This window comes from Nocardia sp. Marseille-Q1738 (assembly GCF_965283145.1).
This window is the reverse complement of the sequence record NZ_CBDIMS010000006.1, coordinates 153,447-172,813: the sequence shown is the minus strand read 5'-3', so window position 1 is coordinate 172,813 and position 19,367 is coordinate 153,447. Positions and strand designations below refer to the sequence as shown.

Below are 19,367 nucleotides of genomic sequence, written 5' to 3'. Positions count from 1 at the left end.
GGGGTGGTGACAGCGTCGCCGTCTTCCCCTGCCGATCTTCTTCGAATCCCTTGTGTAGGTATCCATGTTCATGTTTTCCGTAGGACGCGCACGTCGGCTGGCCGCGGCCTTGTGCGTGATCGCCATCCCGATCGGCGGGTGCGCGGCGTCGCACGGGTCGGTCGGGTCCGCTCCAGATCAGCCGAGTTCTTCCGATTGCGCGAAGGCCGAGCGCACACCGCTTCCCAGCGACCGCCCGTTAACCGTTCTGGTCGTGGACAACACGGCCTCGGCCGCGGTCGGCGACCTGCCGCCCAGGGTCCGTCAGGAGTTGCTGGACGCGCAGAAGAGGGGCAACCGGCTTGCGCTGGTATCCGTCGAAGGCATCGGCAAACCCAGCACGGTGGTGCGCACGATCGCGCTGGAGCCATACCGCGGTGTCGACAGTGTGGCTGCCGACAAGGCGCGACCGGTTGTGCTGGCTTGTGTGGCCATCTGGGCGCGGGAAGAGCGGATGCGGCCTTCCGCGCCGGGTAGCGCCATCCTCGATGCCCTCGCCACCGCTGCCCGCCAGAAGCCGGAGCGCGTGGTGGTCGTATCCGACGGGTTCGACAACGCAGCACCACTCCTGATCGATCAGTCCCGGCTCGACCGTTCGCCCGGTGCCGTCGCCGACGATCTTGCGACCGCCGACGCGCTGGCCGCGGAGCTCGCCGGCGTTCCGATTCTCTGGACGAATTTGGGAGAGACCACCCAGCCGGTCCCGCAGAGCACGCGCAACGACCTGCTCAGGTTGTGGACGGCGGTGCTCGAGAAAGCCGGGGCCAAGGTCGAATTCGACGCACAGACAGGTCACCGCCGGGATCCGCACGCGGATCTGCCCAATGACCCCGCGTTCGCCGTCGAGATGACCTCCTCCCGCGTGGAATGCGGTGTGCGCGAGGAAATTCCGGCCGAACTGCTGTTCGCCGGTGACGGGGCGGACGTGCATCCCGGCTCGCGCTATCTGCTCGCGCCCATCGCCGCCCGGTTGGCGGCGGGCTCCTCGTCGTACGCACTGGTGGAGGGTCACACCGCCGCGTACGGCCCGGAAGCGGGCAGGCAGCCGTTCTCCGAGCAACGTGCCAACGCGGTGGCGGAGGCGCTGGCCCAACTCGGCGCCGACCGTTCGCATATCAAGGTGCTCGGCCACGGCTCGACCCGGCCGCGTGTGGACGAGTTCTCCGGCGGCGGCCACTCCGAATCCGCCGCCGCGCGTAACCGGCGAGTCGAGATCACGGTGGGTACGAAGGAGTGCCTGCGATGACATCACGATTTCTCGCAGGTCTTTTCGACGACGACCGGTCCAACACCGGCCGGGTAGTCCGGGACCTGGCCGCCTTCCTCAAGACCACGCACCAGCGGACGCCGCGCGGTGACACCCATGTCCCCAGTCCGGAGGACGGGCTGACCAGCCCCGAGAAGTCGGTGCGCGCCTCGGTGGACAACTCGTTGGCGGCCGCCGACCAGAGAGTTGCGCGCAAGCTCCTCGCGCGGATCAACCGATTGATCACCACCGCCCACACCAATGAAAGGCGATGGGCAGCACTGGTGAAGCTGCTCGACCATCCTCGATGGACCACCACCCGCGGCTCCGCCGATGCCAAGCGGCAATCGGCACGCTCCGGCGGCGCCTCGCGCACCGAGGTGTTCGATCACGACCATCCGCTGGCCTCGCCATGGGTGTTGCTCGTGATCGAAATCGTGGTGCTGGTGGTCGAGTTCTTCTTCTGGTACGCGACCTTCGCCGAGGGCATCGACCGGAGCGTCGCCTGGTACCAGCCGGAACGCATCAACGCGTACCTGCTTGCGCTGTTCGTGCCGATGGCGGGGATCGCCGCGGCGCGGCTGGCGGGTGGACTGGCTCACCGATGGTTCCACGATTACTCCGGGGTCAGCACCCGCAGGCACTGGGCGGCCGTTGTCGCGGTGATTCTTTTCGCCGTGGTGGTCATCGCCGTGGTCCGGCTCGTGTGGGTCCGCTTCGGCGAGAGCGGCACCGCACTCGGCGGCACGAGCCTGCCCGCAGGTGCGATGGCCGCGCTGTTCGGGGCGGTGCTCGTGATCGACATGGCGTCGCGGACCTTCCTGGTGTCCGAGATCCGGCAGCAATACCGGCGGCGCGCGAAGAAATTCCGCAAGCTGGAGAAGAAGCACATCAAGGCGAACGATGCCCAGGCCAAGGCATGGGCGGCGTTGCGCAACCAGATCGAGGTCGGTTACGACCAGGCTTGGCGGATCGAGACGGTTGGCTCGAAGCTGCTCAGCGACAGTGAAGCGCTGTGGGGCAATCCCAGGAGCATTCACGCTGAGCCGCCCGAGCCGAAAGCGCTGGAGACCGTGTCGTTCGACGATGACCGCAGCGCCATGAGTCTTCCTGGGACACAGTCGCTGTACCTGCTCCACCCCGAACGTGGAGTGGCGCCGTCACGGGTCCTGGAAGGCGCCGTGGATTACCTGAAGCGCTACCGGCCCTGGGATCCCGACCAGCTGACCGCCAAGATCCAGCAGGTATGGACCGAGCTGCATCGGGACCATAACGACAAGTCGGATGAGGACGACGAACCGGGCAAGCGGGCCTGGGGCGGCGGAATCTCCGGTCGCCAGGCCAGTTGAGGGATGATCCATGCCCAGCTTGTTGTCTCCCGGGCCGGACGCCGCCGGGTTTCCCGCGCTTACTCCGGACCCGCGTAGCTACCGCGCGCTCGTCCTCATGACCGTCGGCTTGCTCCTGCTCCTGGCCACGCTCGGCTTCGGTGCGTGTCGGCTGTTCGAAGGCGACGACACCGCCCGACCGACCAAGCTGACCGCCTACACACTGGCCGGTCCGCGCAGCCCCAGTTGCCTGAGATTGGTGATCGGAGTGGACGTCTCGGGGTCGATGAGGGACTTCGGGGCGGCCCGTGACGCCGCATTGGCCCAATTGCAGGAGTGGGCAAGCCTGCCCAACACGCTGCGCGACGACGACGAGATCGCGGTGGTGGATTTCGCGCTCGAAGCGGGGGTGCGGTTCCCTCCGACGCCCGCCGCCGCGACCCCGCACCTGCCTGCGGTGGGTGTGCAAGAAGGCTCCGAAACGCTCATTCGGCCGGTGCTCGACCAGATGCGTGGATTCGCGGTCTCGGCGCAGCCCTGCGACGTCGTGCTGATGCTGGTGTCCGACGCCATCCTGGCGGATCTGCCCGCGAACGCCGAGGACGGCAGGCGACTGCTGCGTGAGTACGGCGTACACGATCTGCGATTGCTCGTCCCAGGGGAGAAGATCAAGGTGCCCGACGAGTGGACCCGTGCGTTCCCGCATGCGCGACCGATCAGGTTCGACGGTCTCGATCCGGATGAGACGGCGCTGACCATCGGGAAGACGATCGGCGAGCTCACCGGCCAGCGTTTCGCTCCTACGCCTGTCACCACGACCGCGAGGTAGGCATGGCAATAGACGTGCGCCGACTTCTCGACGACCTCGTGGGCGTCCACCCGGGCGAGGTGACCGCGTTGACCGGAGCCGGGTTGTCCGTCAAGGACCCTCCTCGCTACCCACGGGAGCGGAACTCACCCAGCGGATCTTCGACGCTTTCTTCCTTCCCGGCACGCTCGACGCGATCAGGGCGCTACACGGGCGGTCGTGCAAGACACGCTGTTGTCGGCTCCGATAGGGCATTCAGCCACTTACGTACTACGCGGGACTCCAGGTGGGTGTGCCGTAGACGTTGAGTTTGTCGACGCCGTTGTCGGCCGAGAAGCCCAATCCGACTATCGAGTAACGCCAGGTCGCCCCACACGACTCTGCTGCCAGGGCGAGGGCGTCGACGGCATCGGTGGTGCCGTGGTGCCGGGATGCGAGTTCGCGCACGAGCCAGGTCAGGTCGTATTGCTTCCTTGCGCCCAGGTAGAGCGCGAAGGTAGGTGTGCCGGTACCGCGAGCACGGCAGACGAAGAGGTCGTGATGATGGAGCTCGGCCGTGTCGACGCCACACCGAGCGAGCTCGGACAGCACTTCCCGTGCCGGATCGCCGAAGTAGCGGACCAGTTTCATCGGCACAGCGACGTCGTCATACCGGACCTTCAGGTAGATCTTGTGGTTCACCTCGCCGTGCGCGTCCACCTCGATCCCGGCTGAAGCATGCTTGATGAGCTTTTCGTGCTCGGGTACGGACGCCAGTCCCGCGAAGCCGGGCCATGCACTGCACAACCGGTCGAGCGCCCCCGGCACGACCGTTGGATTGCCGTATACCTTGAGACGGGCCGCGTGATTTTGCAGTGCGGCATGATGGACAACCCCTATCCACGTGGCGAAGCGATACTGCGCCGAGACTTTCGCGGGATCGGGATACAGCGTCGCGACGAAGGAGTGCAGCATGTCGGCGACCGTCTCGTCTCCGTTCGGCAACCACGCGACGAGATCCCGGATCGCGGCGAGCTGAGCGGCGAGGCGAGAGCAGAACCTCGTCTCCCGCGTCGCGGTCTCCGTGACATAACGAATGGCAGGGCTGAACCGCCCCCCGCCACCGGACACGCTGGCTTCGAACGGAATACCGGAGGTGGTCAGCGTGCTGGTTCGGCATCCGTCCGGCCCTCGCGCGTCCGTCTGCCCTGCACCGGCGCGGTCCATCACGGCGCGGATGGCCGCTGGGTCACAACTCGGTGCCAACCGCTCGGCCAAGTCGACCAGGAAATTTCCCGCAGTTCGCGTCATACCCACTGAATTCGGCTCCGCCGACGGATCGACATCCTCACCCATATCGGCGAACTCTCTCATCTCGAACGACATCTCGCTCTTTCGTATGCCCATCCCTGGGGGCAGCGCGCACCTGTGACGGCGGTCTGCCTCGGCGCGGCATACGACTCTTATCGGGACTGGCACGATCTCGCTTCGAGGGTGGCCGCGGCCGCGCACACTCCTGATATTCCCATTACTGGGGACTTGGGATGATGGTTCCACGAGAGTGGAGGACCCCTGATCTTGGCGCCGCGGGGTAGGTCGGCAGCCTGCGGAGGAGTTGTGACGATGGCGACGAATTGGGCCGGCATGATGCATCCCGAAACGGTCTCGGCCCTCGAATCCAGCCGCGCGTCAGTCCATGCCCTCAATGAAATGCTGGAACGGGTCGAGCGGATCCGGGCCAGGCGCCCTTCGCCCAGTTCTCGGGTGATTCCGGAAGTGGACGCGATGGGCAGGCTCACCGATCTGTACATCGCCCCCGGAACGATCGCACACTCCGCCAACAGTCACGAACTGGTGGCCGACATCATGGCTGCGATCCGGGAGAGCACTCTCGACGCCATGCGGCAGCGCGAGATCACTATGCAGGAGACGAAGCTGCCCGAGGTGCCGTGGTCGGGCAAGTGAGACGCGGGGTCGATGGATGGTTCACGGGAGCAGCACGGTGACGGCACTGGAGACTTGGGGAGGAACGGGAGATGGCAGTGAAGTTCCTTCAGGTAGGTCCGGCCGGATCTATGAGGTGTTCAATCCCGACTATTCGGTAGGGGTGGCGTGTGAGCAGGGCGGAAGGATCGTCGGTCTGCACCTCGGTGACGAAATATGGGAGAACACCGACAGCTGGCTGGCCGGTGAGATCCAGAAAGTCGCACGGCTGGCTTACCTGAAGGCTCGGGTCGGCCGGCGCGCGGAACTGTTGGACCGCGGTGTGTCGCCGGTTGTCGCCGACGCGTTGGAGTTGCCGACCGAAGCCGAGTACCGGCTCCAGGAGAAGGCCGCGTTCGGCGCGGGGTACTGATTCCGGCGGGTACGGGTGGGACCGGCCGCACCCGTGTGGTCGCGCATGGCCGGCGTGCTCCCGAGGGCTCGCATCTTAATTCCCCATGGGTGGGGATGCCGGAGAATCGGGGGAAGGGCTGGAAGGGAGAGTGTTCGCCGCCATGAGCGACAAGCTGTTGCACGATTCAGACGACATGCGCAGGACGGGCGCCAACGAGCGCGCCGACAGTGCAGAGCCGTACAACCGGGGGAAAGGGGACCCCGATTGGGAAGGCAAGATCGAGGCCATGTTCGGTAACGCCGCCCACGGATGGAACCAGGCCAGCAAGTATTACATGAAAGTCAGCAACGCCGCACACACGAAAATCGGGGACGACAAAGTTGCTGTCGGCGACACGGCCGATTCGGTGGCGCCTACGATAGATAATGTGGATGTCGACGGCGGCGCGGGCGTGCGCCGTGCGGGTCCGCAGGCTTGAGTCCGCAGGGACTCGCCGATTTCCTGGTGGGAGTATTCCGTGACTGTTTCTCGCCCACGGGCGTTGCATTGCTACACATGTGATCGGGGGTCGTGCAGGTGAGCAACGGTAAGAAAGAGCTCAAGCCGAATGAGGAACTCAAGAACGGCCAGTGGATAGAATCCGATGACGGCAGATATCGCTTCGGGGTCAAGGACAATAAGGCCGTCGTCGAGAGGGTTGATCCCGGCGGGGACGAGTCAAAGAATGTAGTAGTCAACACATTCGGGGAAGTTCCTAAGGGGAAAGATGCCACACTTAAGTTCCAGGATGAGGGGGATTGGGGTGGTGACGGGCGCGAGCTCAGGCTGAACTATTCGAAACCCTCGGGACATAGTACGACAACCGAGCATGCCAAGCTTTGGCTTCCGAAAGACGGCGAGGGTGATTGGAACGATGAGGATCCCCTTTTCCCGGACAAGCTCAAGGTCACCAAAGACGGTACATTGGCCCTCGTCAAGGGGGACCTGCCGAAGGATTGGGATACCTATGATCCCAATAAAAAGCCCGAGTACATCGTCTCGACTATGTTCGATCCCGATAAGGGAGCTCCCGAGACAAAGAAGAAAGAGGGCGAGCCGAAGGCCGGCGGGGATGTCAAGGCGGTCCCGCTCAGTTTAAAGATTCCGGAAGGTGGAACCGGACCTTCGGCCCTGCTTGTCGCATGGAAGGACATGCTGAACAAGAATCTGGACCTTCTCAAGCGTCAAATGGGTGAAATCAAGCCTGAGATGCCGAGAGACGAGATGCTGCCGAAGGAATTAAAAAATCCGAAAACCAAAGAAGAATTGAACTGGAAGCATCTCGACAAACAACACGTGAATCAGCTCTCCGGCCAGGGCCGTACGAACGATGCCTTCAACTCAACTGTCCAGGAAATCGGCCATGCGAGTGCTGACTGGACCGCGCTGGATGCGGACTTCTTCAACACGGTTGCCAAGATTTCGGTTCTGAACCTGGACCACCTCAAGAAGATGCACTCGACTGTCTATGATACGAACGACGCGATCGCTGCCAGCCTGACTGGGGCCATGCCGAAGGGCTACGAGGGCTTCAAGGCAGAATTGGACAAAGATTTTGCGGCCTGGAAGAAGGAGGGGTCGGACAAAGAAGATAAGGAAAGGGAGAATTATCAATACAAGGATCAATGGGGCAAGGATGGCATTCAAAACCCTGCTGAAGAACATGTCGTCTTCAAACTGATGGGCGAAGCGGTCTCTAAGTGTAGAGAGGAAGTCGTTGCCTATGCGGATGAGACTGCTAAATATGCGAAAGAACACGGGATAAAGCCCGAACCGAAGAAAAAGGAAGAAAAGCCCGACGAGAAGCCTGGCAAGGACGAAAAGCCTGGCAAGGACGAAAAGCCGGCTACAAACCACACTCCTCCCCCTGTGAACACGAACACCCCGCCCTACACTCCGCCTCCGGCGCAGACTACTCCCACCGACCAGGCGATGTTCCCGGATCCAGGGTCGAACCCCACGTTGGACGGTTTGGACCTGACTTCGCCGGATCCCACGGATCCCACGGGCACTGTGGACAGTACCCAGCCCCCTCTGGGCGGCACCAGCGGCGATGCCCCATCGGGAACCCCGGACCTCAGTTCACTGATCCAGGCCGCGACGCAGGACTCCGGAAACAACTCGGGCACCGTCGCGCCCCCCAGCAATGTCGCGCCCACCAATAACAGTGGTGGCGGCTCCAATCCGATGGCGGATTACGCGATGATGAGCGCTCTGGGGAACATCATGAACCCAGGCAACCGTGTCCCCGGCGATGACAGAGTCCACGACGACAAGGATTCGCGGGATGAGCGGCAGCAACGCGACAAGAACCGCACCGCGCCTGCGGCCACCGCCAATGCCACTGCTCCGACGGCTCCTCCCGGCGTAACGGCGCCGACCTATGCTGGTACTCCGCCGCCGATTTCGACACCGGGCTCGATGGTGGACGTCAAAATCGGCGAGAACATGACCGTGAAGGCGTCGCAGCCGGTGGCGGAGGCTTTGCAGAATCAGGCGCGGAACGGCGCTACAGATGCAATATCCGCGTATCGGGGAACTGCGGGTGAATTGTCAGCGGATCATCCGCCCGCGGTGATCAATAGTCGTGACCCAGGCGCGTTCAATACGGGCGATATTCTTCAGTGGGAGAGACACAGCGCGCTGATCATCAAGCAAAACAATCAACTGTTCGTCCTGGACAACGGCGTCCCCATTCCCTTTGATCCCAGCCATCCCCCGCTGGAAGAAAAGTATGGCGTTTTCACAGGCTACATCCACCCGACCGGTTTGGATGGTGCCGCCGGTGGCGACCCCGGAGTCGCGGCTCCGCCTCCACCGCCCGTGAGCGCAGGGCAGCAGCCCGCCGGTCCGCCACCCGTTCCGCCGCAGCAGACCTGACCGGCCGGAAACGAGAGCCCTGTTCGGAGGGTGCTGCGAGTCATTTCAGTGGCTGCGCAGATACCAGTCGACAGGGCCTTCGTAGTCGACGGTGCTGCACGTGAACGTGTCCCGCACAGCAGGCGACCGTGGCCGAAAGACGATCGTGTGGGGCGAGGTCCGCGAAGACGATCCTTTAGGCGCGAGCCTTCTCCCCGCGCATCGCGGCCGCCAGCTGGTTCGGCATCGGTTCATGGCGCACGTAGGCGCGGGTGAAATCGCCGGTGCCGTGCGAGATCGACCGCAAGTCGATGGCGTAGCGGCTGAGTTCCAGTTCCGGCACTTCGGCGTGAATCCGGGTTCGTCCGGAGCCGTGCGGTTCGGTGCCGAGAACGCGTCCGCGGCGACTGGACAGGTCACTCAGCACCGGTCCGACGTACTCGTCCGTGACCAGCACCCAGACTTCGGCGAGCGGCTCCAGCACTCGGATTCCCGCGGTCGCGGCCGCCTCACGGAGGGCGAGCGCGCCCGCGGTCTGGAACGCGGCGTCGGAGGAGTCGACCGAGTGGGCTTTGCCGTCGAACAGTGTGACCCGCACGTCCACGAGCGGATATCCGGCGGTGAGCCCACGCGACGCTTGCGCTCGCACACCCTTCTCCACCGACGGAATGAACTGGCGCGGAACGACTCCGCCGACCACCTTGTCCACGAACTCGATCCCCGACCCTTCGGGCAGCGGTTCGACCTCGATCTCGCACACGGCGTACTGCCCGTGCCCGCCGGACTGCTTCACATGCCTGCCGCGCCCGGACGCCTTGCCCGCGAACGTCTCCCGCAACGCCACCACGTGGTCGATCACGTCGACCTGCACCCCGAACCGCGTCCGCAACCGCTCCAAGGCGACGTCGCGATGTGCTTCGCCGAGACACCACAGCACCAGCTGATGCGTCTGCCCGTTGTGCTCGAGCCGCAGGGCCGGATCCTCGGCGGCCAAGCGGGACAGGCTCTGGGAGAGTTTGTCCTCGTCGGCCTTGCTGTGCGCACGAATTGCTATCGGTAGCAAGGGATCCGGCATCGGCCATGGCTCGATCCGCAGCGGATTGACGGTGGACGACAGGGTGTCACCGGTCTCGGCGCGACCGAGTTTGGTGACGTAGGCGATGTCGCCCGCGATCGCCTGCCCGAGCGGGCGCTGCTGCTTGCCGAAGGGGGCGGAGATGGCGCCGATGCGCTCGTCCACCTCGTGACTCTCGTGACCCCGGTCCTCGAGACCGTGGCCGCTGACGTGCACCGTGTCGTCGGGGTGCAAGGTGCCGGAGAAGACCCGGACCAAGGAGACCCGTCCGACGTACGGGTCGGACGCGGTGCGGATGACTTCGGCGGCCAGCTCGCCGTCCGGGTCGCAGCGCAGCGGATGCGGCCCGGCGCCGTTGCTGGCGGTGACGGCGTGCTCGACCGGGGTCGGAAACCCGCCGGTGATCAGCTCGAGGAGCTCGACGGTGCCCAAGCCCTGCTTGGCACCTTCGGGCGCGGGCGCGGCGAAGAGCACCGGATGGAAGCTTCCGCGCGCGACCGCACGCTCCAAGTCGGCGACCAGCGTCGCCAGGCTGATCTCCTCGCCCTCCAGGTAGCGTTCCATCAGGCTTTCGTCTTCGCTCTCGGCGATGATGCCTTCGATGAGACGGTTGCGCGCCTCCTCCAGCGCGGGTACCTGCTCGGGCGAGGGGTCGCCCTGGACCTCCGTTCCGGAGGAGTAATCGCCCACGCAGTGCGGCAGCAGCTCCACCATGCCGGTGACCGGCCGGTGGCCGTCCGGGTGCTTCGGGCCGTACACCGGAAGGTGAAGCGGCAGAATGCTTTCCGTCGATCCGCCACCCAGCACGGTTTGGCATGCCTCGGTCATCACGTCGTACTCGTCACGCGCCGTATCCAGGTGGGTGATCACAATCGCGCGCGGCATGCCCACCGCGGCGCACTCCTCCCACAGCGCTCTGGTCGCCCCCGCGATTGCCTCCGCCCCCTCGGCCGCGGAGATGACGAACAGCGCCGCGTCGGCCGCGCGCAGTCCCGCCCGCAGCTCGCCCACGAAGTCCGCGTACCCCGGCGTGTCCAGAAGGTTGATCTTCACTCCGCCCCACGTCACCGGCACCACGGACAGCTGCACCGAGCGGTGCTGGCGATGCTCGATCTCGTCGTAGTCCGACAGCGACGTGCCGTCTTCGACCCGTCCGGCGCGATTCACCGCCCGCGCAGTGAGCGCCATGGCCTCCACCAGCGTGGTCTTTCCCGATCCGCTGGGCCCGACCAGGACCACGTTGCGGATCTGCTCGGGGCCCTCCGCCGCCACCACGCCGTTGCCTGCGGGCGCTCCGTTGGTCTTGTCCACCATGCGTCTCGCTCCTTTGCCGACACCTGCGGTACATCCACCTTCCCACCGGGCGTCACCTCTCGTCCACGAATCGGGAGATCGAACTGCGACGAGCGCCGATCGCGTCGAAGGAGGTTTCCTCAGCTCGCGGTGCCGCTGCACGGCCAGTGGGTTCGGATGCGCCGAGAACCGTCCGTACGACGCCTGGAGGGCTGTCTGCGGGCTAGTGAAAGGCATCCTTGCGGCCCAGGCCGAGGCCAAGTCGATAGCTCGATGGATCGCACGGTGAGCAGGTACCCGGTCCGGGTGCCACCTGACCTGAATGGTCGATTCAGGGTCCCTGTCGTCGTCGACAGCCGTCGCGATCTTTCCGCCACCGCTATCGCGGCTCGAGCGCGGCCGGAGCGGCGGTCGAGCTCGGCGACCGCGAGGGTCGGTGGGTCGGGCTGGTCGCTCGCGGACCCCGTCCGGCGCCTTGCCCAGGTACAGCCGAGGAACGAACCCGGGCCAGATTGTGGTGGCGAGCGCTCGAGGACGGTGTGGCCGCCGCTGCCGACCAGTGAGGTCCTTGTCGGATAGGTTGCGGTGATCTTGATGGTGTAGCCCGGAACCGTCCCGCTGCCGAGCTATCTGCCGGGACTCGATCCGAGAAAGCGGGTTGACGATGTGGAAGGAGCAATAGATGGGCAGTCGCATTCTCGTCACGGGCGGAACCGGGGCATTGGGCAGGCTGGTAGTCGGTCGGTTGCGCGAACAGGGCCACGACGTCCGGGTGCTCTCCCGACGCCCTGGTGCGGGCACACACGTCGGCGACCTGCGGACGGGTGCGAGCGTATCGGAGGCTGTCGCGGGAACGGATGTGATCGTGCATGCCGCCTCGGACTTCCGTCGGTGGGGTGCACCGGACATCGCGCAAACCGAGAATCTGCTTCGCGCCGCGCCTGGTGTCGAGCAGCTTCTCTACGTGTCGATCGTGGGGATCGATCGCATCCCGTTCCGGTATTACCGCAACAAGCTGGCCTGCGAGCAGAAGATCATCGACAGCGGGGTGCCGCATACGATTCTGCGGGCGACGCAGTTTCACGAGTTGATCGCGTCCGGGTTGCGGACCGTCGAGGGGTGGCCAGTTGCGCCGTTGCCCTTGGACTTTCGATTCCAGCCGGTCGCTGCCGCCGACGTAGCGCGGCGGGTCGCCGAGTTGGTCAAGGGCGGACCGGTGGGCCGTGCTCCTGACTTCGGTGGTCCGGACGTACTGACGTTGGAGCAGTTGACGCAGGTGTGGCGGGACGCCCGGCAGCGTCCGCGACGGATTGTCCGTATCCCGGTGCCGGGAAGGGTCGGCCGCGCGTTCCGGGCGGGGGAGAACACCTGCCCAGGTCATGCCCATGACGGACAAACATGGGCACAGTTCGTCGCTTCCGATCCCGCGAACGCCTACAGCCGCACGTCTCGGCGTCGATAACGGCCGGTTGTCTCCGCCGCCGCAGTCCCGGCAACTCTGCGCATGATGCATCTCATGCCAACAGTTGCCGAGACGTCGGGGGCTGAGCCGGCAGCCGAGCCGAACGAGGTCAGCTCAGTTGCCGGATATCCCCGCGCACCCGATAGAAACCGCCGCGCGCGGACTCGGCCACGCCGTCGACCACGTATCGAGCGCCCGCACGGCGAATATCCTTGGGGAACTGGACATTCCATCCGTGCTGATATCCCGGGGAGACGACGCGGACGCGCAGCGCGCCGCTATGGTCCACGCATTCCACGATGACACCGGTTCCGGCGTCGGACGTCACCTCGACGGTGGTGCTCGGCACCACGGCGGAGATCTCCGGAGCCTTCACCGACACCGTCTCGGGCAGCACACCCTGCTCGGCGTCGCGGATGGCGGCTTCGCCGACATCGAGACAGGCCAGCGTGCCGGTGGTGGTCACCAGATACAGCTTGTCGTCGTGGTACTGCATGGAATAGGCCGAACCGCAGCCGGTGGCCAATTTCCACAGCCGGTTTCCGGCGGCGTCGAAGCAGTACACCGAGGAGTAGTTGTCACCGGCGAAGACGTAGCGTCCGTCGGGTGAGGTGGCGCAGGAGAAGACCGCGGCATCGCACTGGTAGGTCTGCTCGGCGCGGCCGCTCTTGGCCACCATGCGGACCTGGCGACGGTCCGTACCGGCATAGACGGCGTCGGATTCTTGCCAGCCGAACAGCACCTCGCCGCCGGTACCGGTCTGCCACAGGGTATTTCCGCTGTCCAGGTCGTATTTGGTGACACCGGCGGAGTGCCCGTGGTAGACGCCGTTCGGGTCGATGCGCACCATCCACCCTGAGTCGCCGGTGCTGCGGCGGCTCCACAGCGACTCTTCTTCGTAGTCGATCACGGTGATGCCGCCTTGGCGGTCGGAGACGCCGAGGATGCCGTCGTGAATATCCAGCCAGTAGATGTCGACGTCGGCCGCGATGTCGTAGGCGGCCCTGGGCACCTTGCCCGACAGGTCGTAGACGCGGCCGTCGTCGCATCCGGCGTAGATCCAGAAGTCGTCGGCCACAATGCATTTCACCGAATCCGGCAGGCGATAGCGGCCGGTGACCACGCCCTCCGGGGTCAGGGTGTACACGTCACCGCTCTCGTTGCCCACCCAGCAGCGCCGCTCGTCGACGAAGATGCCGAAGGCGGCGGCGCCGGAGTCGAAGCTCCACAGCACGGGCGCGGACTTCGCGGTCGAGCGCTGGCTGCTGATCGCCCGCCTGGTCACCGGACGCCTGCCCCGCGCACCCATCACCGCGGGCGCATACCCCTTGCGAACCTTCTCGCCGATCTTCTTCGCCGCGGCCGCCTGCGCCTTCTCCTCGGTGGCGAACGAACTGACCTTCGTCTGCCCCTGCTCCCCGATGCGACCGAAACGAACACTCACCTGCGTGCCCGCGACGACTACCTCGTAGAACTTGTGCGCCGAACCGCTGTCCTCGGACAGTTCGAGATAGGTGGTTCCCCCGATTGTCATGTGCGCCTCGCCTTTTTCGTCAGATCAGAACGGGACGAAAGTTAGCAAGGGGGACCGACATTCGGCGTGCTCCCGATGGATCGCAGCAGTGAGCGCATGGCACAGCGCTCCGGTAGCGTCGGCTGTCGAGGTCGCGGCCGCGAGCTTTCCGTGGGTTGTGGAAGCGCTGACGTTGGCGCAGGTGTGGCGGGCCGCTCGGCAGCGTCCGCGCCGGATGGTCCGGATCCCGGTGGCAGGGAGAGTCGGCCGTGCGCTCGGCGTCGATAGGTTCGGTTGGTTGTCAACCCATTCCGTTCGGCAACCGCCGAAGATCCCTGGCTCAGGTGTAACTCGGATCGTTCTCCTCTCGAAACCCTTCGATCGTGACCTGAACGACCCGCTCGAGCTGGGACCGTATGTCGGTGCTGTCGGCGGGGACGGCTTTGATGGTTGCTCCGCTGCTGACGAGGTAGCGGCCGTCCGGGTAGTCCATCACGTGGAAGCCCCGGGCGGGTGCTGGGCGGTTGTCCCATGCGGGGCCCGCGTAAACCGCGACGTGGGCGATGGTTTTGCGGGGCCGTTCGAAGAATTGTTCCGCTCGAGCGCCGGGCGGTGGAGGAGCCCCGACCCGGTACGGGCCTTCGTCCTCGATGTCGAGGTCGTGCCGGGAGAGCTCGATGCCGGGGCCGCCGCCACGCGGAGCGTCCGGCAGCAGGTCGACGACGCGACGGCTCACCTGCGCCGCGTCGATCAGCGACATGCGCACGGCCCCACCGCGATCCGGTGACGAGGTCGGTTCCTGTACGAGCAGCACGGCGTGCCGGTACTGCACGGCGGCGTGGATGCGTAGTTTGTCCTGTCCCTGGAATCCCGCGACCTCGATGCGCGCCTCGGGTTCGGCCAGCACGCGCAGCGCACCGTACAGGGACTCGTCCCAGCGCCGGTGCAGTCCGGCGGCTTCGGATTTCCACTCCGCTTCGTACTCGGCGACCGTGTCCGCGGTGGACCGGTATTGCAGCGGGTACGGAAGCACGTCGCGCTCCGCGGCCCGCCACAGCACGGTGAAGCCGAGCGCCGTGAACGACCACTCCGGTCGGCTCATGATGCCGGTTCATCCGTCGAGCACCGCAGCCCCGGCCTGCGTGGCAGCGCGGCGCCGATGCTTCGTGCGTTCATGCGCCGATCACCGGGGGAACCGTCTTCACGCTGTTCTCCTCGCCGAGACCGGTGAGTTCCTCGCCGTTGCGCTGGTTCACCAGGTAATCCTTGACCTGGTGTTCCTTGTCGTCATCGCCCTTGCCGCGGGCGCCGGGCGGCACCATGCCCGGCATCCCGGCCATACCGGGGCGTCCGGTGCCGGAGCGTGCCGCTGCGGCGGCGGGAGCAGTGCCCGGAGCAGCCGGAGCGCCGTTGATGCTGCGGCCGGGCGCCGGGGTGCCGAGGCCGGGCACGCCGGGGTTCGGTGTGCCGGGCGAGCCGGGACTGGGTGTTCCGGGGCGGGTCGGTGACGGATCGGTGCCAGGGGTGGTGCTCGCCGGTCGGGTCGATGGGTCGGTGCTCGCGGGCGTGGTCTGGTCGGTAGTGTTCTGTTGCTCGGCAGGCGGATTCGCGTCCGTCGGGACGGTGTTCTGCGCTGTATCGTGCGCACCCGGCGGCTGTGTGGATTGTGCGCTCGTGGGTTTGTCTCCAGAACCAGGCAGTTGGGGTTGCCAGTCGTTGTTCGGTCCGGACGGCTGGCCGCCGGACTCGTGCACGGGATTATGCGGTTTGGGTACCAGCGGAACGCCGGTGTCCGCCTCCCGGACCGCGGGATAGAAGACATTCCTGACGACGTTCACCGAAGCGTCGTGGGCGGTATCGGCACGATGCTGGTTCAGCTTCCACGTCGGTCCGGGCACCCAGCTCGCCACGTTGCTGGTCCACGTGTGACCCGGCGCCTCCTGCACGGCGGGCCGCGTGACCTCGATGCCCGACCGGATGATCTTCACCTTCTCGGCGATGATCTGTACCGAACCGATCAGCCCGCCGGACTTGTCGACGTACTCTTTGACCCCGTCCGCCGCGCCTTTCGCCGCCGCGCCCTCCCACTTACCTTCCATGGCCTTGCCGATCTCCGGGCCGAAACCCTGCAAACCCTGCTCCAGCCGGTTCCGAATGGACTCCCACCGCTGATGCAACGCGACGACATCGGTGATCGACATCGCTTGCACGCGTTCATAGAGATCGTCGATGCCATCCGGATTCTTGTATGCGCTCTCCGGGACTTTCGGTGACTGGGTCTGCAATTCGGTGCCACCGCGCATGATCTCGGCGATGCGGTTGCGCGCGATGGACGCGTCGGGACTCTCATCGCGCGAACCGTTATCAGGCGGGCCGGATTTCGACTGCTCGTACAGTGCGGCGCCGATCGCGACCATGAACGGTAGACCCACGACCATTCCCCCCGATCAGTTCAACAGAGTGTTCGTGTTTTGCGCGTTGGTCTCGTCCTGGGCGCCGATGCGGTCGACGGAGACCTGGATGGTGTCACGCATCAGAGCCAGCACCTCGATGTGCTCCCTCAAGGCGGAGTCTACGTCACCCTCACCGCCGATTGCCTTGCCGCCCAGCATCTTAGCCAGCTCGTCTGCGCAATCGAAGCGGCCGAGGCCGCTCACCTTGCTTACCCACTGCAGATCATCGCGTAGCTGGTTGTAGAGCTCGATCTGCCGACTGCACGCGTCCCGGCACGCCTGTGCGACCGACTTGTCGAGATACAAGCGGCCCGCCTTGGCTTCATCGGCGAGATACCTCCACCGTGATATGTCTTCTCCCAGTGCCATTTGATGATGTCCCTCTGCCTAGTGCGGAAAGCTCGGTACGACAACCTCTGCGGCAGCACGTGCACTGGAACACGGCTCCGCGGGGTTCTTTGACGACGCGCGGTTTGAAATGGTTACCCCGAACGAGCCGAAGTTCGCGGGAAAGATGAGATCGCAAAGCTCGTTGAACTTGTCGGAGGACCTCCGATGCTGGACACCGTCACGCCCGGCGATCGATATATCAGAAAAGTTGATGTTATCCGGCTTGGCCTTGAAATCGTTGACGGTGTAGATCGTCGCGGACACCCCTAGGTTGAAGTCCTCGTTGTTCCACGAACACACCTTCCACCCTGATTCCTCGACACCCGCGACCCCCGAACGTTTCGTTTCCGGGCGGACGCCGATCTGCTGCAATGCGCTGTTCGAAACCTGCGTACACGGATCCCACAGCGCGGCCGTCGCCGCCGACGTATCAGTGACGGCACTCGGCGTGGCGGTGCCCTCCGTACCCGATCCGCACCCCGAGGCAACCAGTGCCATCCCAGCGAGCGCCGCCACCGTCGCCGTCGTCTGTCGTCCCACCGAAGCCTCCCGATCCGGGCCGTCATAGTCGTCCCTGAAGTGTAGGACGCACGAACGCATCGTCTGGTTCCACCGGATTCGGCTCCTTCTCGTGGTCCAGGTGCGCGAGCCTGTTCACGGCTGAGACGCGCCGGTCTCGCGTTGTGCAGCGGAAGAGCGCGGGCGGTCGCAGCAACTCGGGGAATCGCTGGAGGATCGAGGCGTTCGCGGTCGGACTGTTGCCATGGCCCTCGATTTCCGGTTTCCGATCCGGCTCTGCGAGGAGGTGTATATCCTGCGGAGACAATTGCTTTCGGGTGGGACATGCAGGGGAAATCAGCCAATGATCGGGGGCGCTGGACATGTACATGACGACCGGTGAAGTCATCCGGCGGATCAGGAAATCCATCGGCATGACCCAGACTGAACTGGGCGCGCTGATCAACTTCTCCCAGCCTGCAGTCTCGGGTTTGGAGCGCGGAGGTCCTGCCTCGCACGATGTTCGCGTTCTTCGGCTCGTCGCCCGTGCACTGGGGGTTCCGCTTGCCATACTGGTAGTGGAGTCGGACCAGGAGGCAGATGTGGACCGTCGCAACTTCTTCAGAGCAGGGGTACTAGGGAGTGCGGGGGCGGCCATGATGTCGGCAACCGCCCCGGCAAATGCCGCATCGGCGTCCGGCGTGAAAGTCGGTGCCAGCGATGTCGCCGCCCTCAACGAGAGCGTGAACCAGATCCACGAGCTGGATTTGGTGGTCGGCGGTGACCGGTTGTGCCGCGTGGCCGTCAACCAGGTTCGCTACGTCGAGCAGCTTCTCAACCACGGCAGCTACACCGAGGAGATCGGGCGGGCGCTCACCAGCGCGTGCGCCGAGATGATGACCGCCGCAGGTTGGGTCCACTACGACGCGGGCCGTCTCGATGATGCACGCCGCTTCTACGCGGACGCGGCGCACGCCGCCAATGCGGCTGGTGATGGGATCGCCGCGGCGCATGCATTGGGCAACGCCAGCTGCCTCATGGTGAGTGGTCCCGGGGAAATGAGGGGACATCCCTTGGCCGTGCAGTACGCACAGGCCGCATCACAGGCAGCGCTTCGCGACGGCGGTCCGAAACTGCGAGCATTGATGGCGATCCGTGAAGCCGAAGCCCAGGCAGCACGTGGAGACAAGGCCGCAATGACAGCGGCAATTAGCCGAGCGTACCGTGCGCATGAATCCACACGGGGACATGACCCAGACTGGGTGTTCCTGCCCGAGGCCGAACTGAGCTTCATCACCGGCAAGGCCCGCATGCGGGTGGGTGAGCACGATGCTGCGACCATCCACATACAAGCCGCCATCGACAGCTCGTCCGCCTGGCCAAGAGAGCGCGCTGCCTGGCAGCTCAACCTTGCTCGAAACCTCGTCGATGCCGGTGACCTCGCCCAAGCGTGCGCTCTGCTGACCGACAACTTCGATACCATCAGCAGCCTCGCCTCCACCCGCCTGCATCAGCGAATCGACTCAATCGCCAGCCTGGTTCGCACGCATGCTGCAATACCGGAAGTGCGGGAGTTCTTGGCGCGGCGTGCCGCGCGGGTCGCCGACGTTCGTCGCCCCACCGAAGCCGCCCGACCTGCGCCGTAAAGGTCGTCCCTGAAGTGTAGGACGCACCATCGCTCGTCAGGTTCCACCTGATTCGACACCTTCTCCTGGAGCGGCCGCTCGGGGTGGCCTACGCACAGCTGAGACGAGATAATCTCGCTTCGCGCACCGGATCGACGCACGCTCGGTTCTTTCGGCTGTGACATGCGCGTTGCCTCCGGCGTTCGAATGGTTCACGCCTGGCCGGCCACCGAAACCCGCGTACCGTTCCACCCCCGTGGAGGCGTGCGACGCGTCGCCGATCGTCATCCAGATTGTTCGCTCAAAGATGCGAATCCAGTGCGCCGTCCAGATATTTCTGCTGTAACCGCCGGTATGGATCGCCAGTACCGCAACCTGTCCACGGCGCTGCACGGGACGACCCGCGAGTTCGCGAGGGTAGT

The 19,367-nt window shown here is 65.2% G+C and carries 15 protein-coding genes and 1 pseudogene; 9 read left to right on the top strand and 7 right to left on the bottom strand.

The annotated features are described in order from the left end of the window. Window positions 1-253: 253 nt before the first annotated feature. The 3 genes from ACWPXK_RS22385 to ACWPXK_RS22375 are packed head-to-tail and all read left to right on the top strand — an operon-like array spanning window position 254 to window position 3,442. Window positions 254-1,285: an OmpA family protein gene (locus tag ACWPXK_RS22385; protein WP_454198137.1), complete on the top strand. Its 1,032-nt coding sequence runs from the start codon at window positions 254-256 to the stop codon at window positions 1,283-1,285. Continuing rightward, complete coding sequence (locus ACWPXK_RS22380; RefSeq protein WP_454198136.1) at window positions 1,282-2,634, top strand: hypothetical protein; 1,353 nt, start codon at window positions 1,282-1,284, stop codon at window positions 2,632-2,634. The genes ACWPXK_RS22385 and ACWPXK_RS22380 overlap by 4 nt, the downstream gene beginning before the upstream one ends. Before the next feature lie 10 nt (window positions 2,635-2,644). Further along, window positions 2,645-3,442, top strand: coding sequence for a hypothetical protein (locus tag ACWPXK_RS22375; protein ID WP_454198135.1), 798 nt, complete (start codon window positions 2,645-2,647; stop codon window positions 3,440-3,442). 249 nt (window positions 3,443-3,691) lie between these two features. On the opposite strand, the gene ACWPXK_RS22370 is transcribed toward ACWPXK_RS22375, so the two are convergent. Further along, window positions 3,692-4,786, bottom strand: a complete 1,095-nt coding sequence (locus ACWPXK_RS22370) for a hypothetical protein (protein ID WP_454198134.1) — start codon at window positions 4,784-4,786, stop codon at window positions 3,692-3,694. Window positions 4,787-5,023: 237 nt separating this feature from the next. Here ACWPXK_RS22370 and ACWPXK_RS22365 point away from each other — a divergent pair, with 237 nt between their 5' ends. From ACWPXK_RS22365 to ACWPXK_RS22350, 4 genes are all read left to right on the top strand, one after another. Next, window positions 5,024-5,365 carry a hypothetical protein gene (locus tag ACWPXK_RS22365; protein ID WP_454198133.1) on the top strand — a complete coding sequence of 114 codons (342 nt, stop codon included), beginning with the start codon at window positions 5,024-5,026 and terminating at the stop codon, window positions 5,363-5,365. A 115-nt stretch (window positions 5,366-5,480) separates the two neighbouring features. Continuing rightward, window positions 5,481-5,756 (top strand): hypothetical protein, encoded by a 276-nt coding sequence (locus tag ACWPXK_RS22360; protein WP_454198132.1) that lies wholly within the window; start codon window positions 5,481-5,483, stop codon window positions 5,754-5,756. Between the two features lie 142 nt (window positions 5,757-5,898). Further along, window positions 5,899-6,216, top strand: a complete 318-nt coding sequence (locus ACWPXK_RS22355) for a hypothetical protein (RefSeq protein WP_454198131.1) — start codon at window positions 5,899-5,901, stop codon at window positions 6,214-6,216. Between the two features lie 98 nt (window positions 6,217-6,314). Beyond that, on the top strand, window positions 6,315-8,657 hold the full coding sequence (locus ACWPXK_RS22350) for a hypothetical protein (protein WP_454198130.1): 2,343 nt from the start codon (window positions 6,315-6,317) through the stop codon (window positions 8,655-8,657). Window positions 8,658-8,832: 175 nt separating this feature from the next. Here the strand turns inward: ACWPXK_RS22350 and ACWPXK_RS22345 are convergent, their stop codons facing one another. Continuing rightward, on the bottom strand, window positions 8,833-11,025 hold the full coding sequence (locus ACWPXK_RS22345; protein ID WP_454198129.1) for an elongation factor G-like protein EF-G2: 2,193 nt from the start codon (window positions 11,023-11,025) through the stop codon (window positions 8,833-8,835). A gap of 661 nt (window positions 11,026-11,686) precedes the next feature. Between ACWPXK_RS22345 and ACWPXK_RS22340 the strand changes: the two genes are divergently transcribed. Next, window positions 11,687-12,466, top strand: coding sequence for an SDR family oxidoreductase (locus tag ACWPXK_RS22340; RefSeq protein ID WP_454198128.1), 780 nt, complete (start codon window positions 11,687-11,689; stop codon window positions 12,464-12,466). Window positions 12,467-12,575: 109 nt separating this feature from the next. On the opposite strand, the gene ACWPXK_RS22335 is transcribed toward ACWPXK_RS22340, so the two are convergent. The 5 genes from ACWPXK_RS22335 to ACWPXK_RS22315 form a co-directional block, all read right to left on the bottom strand. Next, on the bottom strand, window positions 12,576-14,000 hold the full coding sequence (locus ACWPXK_RS22335) for a WGR domain-containing protein (protein WP_454198127.1): 1,425 nt from the start codon (window positions 13,998-14,000) through the stop codon (window positions 12,576-12,578). Window positions 14,001-14,319: 319 nt separating this feature from the next. Next, complete coding sequence (locus ACWPXK_RS22330) at window positions 14,320-15,081, bottom strand: ESX secretion-associated protein EspG (RefSeq protein WP_454198126.1); 762 nt, start codon at window positions 15,079-15,081, stop codon at window positions 14,320-14,322. A gap of 70 nt (window positions 15,082-15,151) precedes the next feature. Then, window positions 15,152-16,411 carry a hypothetical protein gene (locus ACWPXK_RS22325; RefSeq protein ID WP_454198125.1) on the bottom strand — a complete coding sequence of 420 codons (1,260 nt, stop codon included), beginning with the start codon at window positions 16,409-16,411 and terminating at the stop codon, window positions 15,152-15,154. 15 nt (window positions 16,412-16,426) lie between these two features. After that, window positions 16,427-16,801, bottom strand: coding sequence for a hypothetical protein (locus tag ACWPXK_RS22320; RefSeq protein WP_454198124.1), 375 nt, complete (start codon window positions 16,799-16,801; stop codon window positions 16,427-16,429). An 18-nt stretch (window positions 16,802-16,819) separates the two neighbouring features. Beyond that, window positions 16,820-17,362: a DUF3558 domain-containing protein gene (locus ACWPXK_RS22315; RefSeq protein WP_454198123.1), complete on the bottom strand. Its 543-nt coding sequence runs from the start codon at window positions 17,360-17,362 to the stop codon at window positions 16,820-16,822. 341 nt (window positions 17,363-17,703) lie between these two features. Here ACWPXK_RS22315 and ACWPXK_RS22310 point away from each other — a divergent pair. Further along, window positions 17,704-17,880: pseudogene (locus ACWPXK_RS22310) on the top strand (helix-turn-helix domain-containing protein); the annotation flags it as partial. Window positions 17,881-19,367: the final 1,487 nt, after the last annotated feature.

Coding starts and splice junctions, on each gene's coding strand:
- ACWPXK_RS22340 (WP_454198128.1), top strand. CDS start 11,687: ATGGGCAGTCGCATTCTCGTCACGGGCGGAACCGGGGCATTGGGCAGG.
- ACWPXK_RS22355 (WP_454198131.1), top strand. CDS start 5,899: ATGAGCGACAAGCTGTTGCACGATTCAGACGACATGCGCAGGACGGGC.
- ACWPXK_RS22320 (WP_454198124.1), bottom strand. CDS start 16,801: ATGGCACTGGGAGAAGACATATCACGGTGGAGGTATCTCGCCGATGAA.
- ACWPXK_RS22330 (WP_454198126.1), bottom strand. CDS start 15,081: ATGAGCCGACCGGAGTGGTCGTTCACGGCGCTCGGCTTCACCGTGCTG.
- ACWPXK_RS22365 (WP_454198133.1), top strand. CDS start 5,024: ATGGCGACGAATTGGGCCGGCATGATGCATCCCGAAACGGTCTCGGCC.
- ACWPXK_RS22370 (WP_454198134.1), bottom strand. CDS start 4,786: ATGTCGTTCGAGATGAGAGAGTTCGCCGATATGGGTGAGGATGTCGAT.
- ACWPXK_RS22345 (WP_454198129.1), bottom strand. CDS start 11,025: ATGGTGGACAAGACCAACGGAGCGCCCGCAGGCAACGGCGTGGTGGCG.
- ACWPXK_RS22335 (WP_454198127.1), bottom strand. CDS start 14,000: ATGACAATCGGGGGAACCACCTATCTCGAACTGTCCGAGGACAGCGGT.
- ACWPXK_RS22380 (WP_454198136.1), top strand. CDS start 1,282: ATGACATCACGATTTCTCGCAGGTCTTTTCGACGACGACCGGTCCAAC.
- ACWPXK_RS22375 (WP_454198135.1), top strand. CDS start 2,645: ATGCCCAGCTTGTTGTCTCCCGGGCCGGACGCCGCCGGGTTTCCCGCG.